This is a genomic window from Armatimonas sp. (assembly GCF_043760365.1).
GTDB lineage: Bacteria > Armatimonadota > Armatimonadia > Armatimonadales > Armatimonadaceae > Armatimonas.
On record NZ_JAYUPA010000046.1, the window covers coordinates 1 to 2,416 of the forward strand.

Genomic DNA, 2,416 nt, shown 5'->3' on the forward strand with positions numbered 1-2,416 from the left:
ACGAGTCGTCGCGGTTCCAGGAACTATCGGATGCTGCGCTGTCGTAACCCGGGCGCTCGTAGGCATAGTTCGGATTCATATCGTGGTACTGGGCGACCTCGGGGATGAAGTTACCATCAATTCTGCCATCGGTGATGATGTCCCACCACAGAAACTCTTGCAGCAGCGACGGTCTGTAGTAGTCATCGTAGACATAGACCACCTCGGTGACCCGCTCGTAGCGATCCCCGGATTTCTGGTAGCGGCCCGCCCGCCCGAAGCGCTTGTCCCACTGGTCTTGCGAGAAGTTCTTATTGCGGTACCGATACCGATCCGTGTCGTAGCGCAGCTTCTCCTCGCGCAGCTTTCCGGAGCGCTCCAGTAGGCCCGAGAGGTCTTCCTCGATCTTGTTGTGCGTCTCTTCCAGGTACTTGACCTGATGGGCGACACCATCAATAGCCAGAGCGGCGCGCTTGGCGGCCTCGGGGTCGGGGAGCTTGTCGGTGCCACGAACGGCGGCATAGGCGGCGAGGTCTTCTCCCAGTCGGGCACGGGTCTGGCGCGGCAGATCCGCCTGTTGCGCCGTGAGTTTATCGTGCTCCCAGATCAGGGTATCAATGGCTTTTTGCTCATTCTTGAGCCGCATGACGCGCTCACCGAGCACCGTGTTTTGCTCTTGTCGGTCCGCGACGCGCTGGGCGATCTCGGCGAAGTCTCTCGTATGAAAGAACCTTACGGCGGCATCGACGTTCTTCCAGTCGCGTAGAAACTCGCCCTTCAAGAAGCGAAAGATACCCTGGTGGGGGTAGCGCGATGTGCCCCACTCGCGCTCGATCAGCCCGGTCAGGCCCGTGAAACGCTGCATCTCGGTTAACTTAAACTTTGCCTCGTTGAAGAGCGGCTCGACCTCGCGCAGCTCGGTCTCCAAGCGGAGAGAGCGAATCTCACGCTCCGCAAACTGGGGGTTGGCCGTAAGCTGCCCGAGGCGCTCTGCCACTTTTTTACCCCGCTCCTGCACCTCGTTGAAGCCCCACAAAAGCGCCGGAGCCCCGAGCTGGTCGGCGAGCTGCTGGACACTGGCGGCGCTGGGACCACCTGGTAAGCTGGCATCGGCGAGCTGGGCTTGGGCATCCGAGAGGCGCTGGCGCAGACTCTCTTGCTTCTCGGCGTTGCTTTTGGACAATGCCTCAAAGCGATTGGCATGGGCATCGTACTGTTGCAGCTCGACATCAGCGGCCCGAACAAAATCATCTACACCGTACATACCCCCTCATTTCGCGATCTGGGTCAGATACTCCTCCGCCGCCGCACCAACCCGGCCTTGCGTCTGCCGGAGAGTGATGCCCTGAGCCTGTTTTAGAACGCCCTGATCCCCCAGAGTTCCCAGGGCCAGCAAGCCGGCGGTGGCGAGGGGTTCGTAGAAGGCATTGTCTCGGAACTCCTGGATAGCGCTGGCGGTGACAAGCCGCAGACTGCTGCGCTGCGCTTGCGTGAGGAGCAGTAGCTCATCGGTGGGTGTCCAAGGTAGGAGAGTGGCCAGCCGGTCGCGAAGCAGGGAGTTGAGGGGTGGGGACTCCCACACAAGCCACGCGAGCTCCAGCAGTACGCCTAGCTCACCGCGACCCGCTTGTTTGATGTAGAGCGGAAGAAGCTCTGCGAGCTTCTCTGTGTGCCTGAGCTGTCCTTTTTTCTTACTTCCTCTCCAGCCGAAAAAGAAAATATAAAATGGAAAGAATCCGGGAAGGTGTCTTGTTAGTGCCGATCTTAGCACGTACGCTGTCAGGACAATTCCCAGAAGGGTGCCCACGATCCACAGACGCTGCCGCTGGGTTTCGCGCTCCTTCTGGAGGATACGGGTGATGAGCAGCAGAACGGTCTGTGGCTCGAAGCGTGCTAGCTCCCGCTCGGCATCTAAGACCGTTTGCTTTTCCAGGACCTCACGGAAACGTCTTGCACGCTCCTCTTCCGGGCGAGTTTTTTGGGCCTGCAACATACTTCCAGTGTACCGCTAGAGCTGGCTTAGGTACTCCGTGGCCGCTGCGCGAATCGTTTCCTGACGGTGCCGTAGCGCTGTTGCCAGCTCGGCGAGGCCAGGGTCGTGGAGGGTGCCTAGCGCGAGAAGGCCCGCACTGGCCAGGCGCGTGTAGCGGTCGTCGGTCTGGGCGCACGTGATGGCATCGCGAGTTACGGTGCGCAGAGCACGCTGCTGTGCGCTAGTAAGGGCCACGATCTCGCTCACTGGTGCACGAACCAGTGCCACCTCCAGAAACTCACGGCAGGCATTGCGCTCGGGTCCCGCGCCGCGTAGCCCCGCTTCCGCCAAAACAAGAACCGGCCCTAAGCTGCTACGGCTCGCGCGAAGAATGCTCGCCGCTGCCACAAATCGGACACTCTGGTGACGAAGGGTGGGGGCCTTACTGGCGGAGGCGACGATCCC

3 protein-coding genes are annotated in these 2,416 nt (G+C 60.8%); all 3 read right to left on the bottom strand.

The genetic code is table 11. The features are described from left to right. Positions 1-1,243, bottom strand: a 1,243-nt coding sequence (locus ACH2EH_RS01115; protein ID WP_395137970.1) for a hypothetical protein, incomplete at its 3' end; no start/stop codon positions are given. Positions 1,244-1,249: 6 nt separating this feature from the next. Then, positions 1,250-1,972, bottom strand: coding sequence for a hypothetical protein (locus ACH2EH_RS01120; protein ID WP_395137973.1), 723 nt, complete (start codon positions 1,970-1,972; stop codon positions 1,250-1,252). A 15-nt stretch (positions 1,973-1,987) separates the two neighbouring features. Further along, a partial coding sequence (locus ACH2EH_RS01125) for a hypothetical protein (protein WP_395137975.1) occupies positions 1,988-2,416 on the bottom strand: 429 nt, incomplete at its 5' end.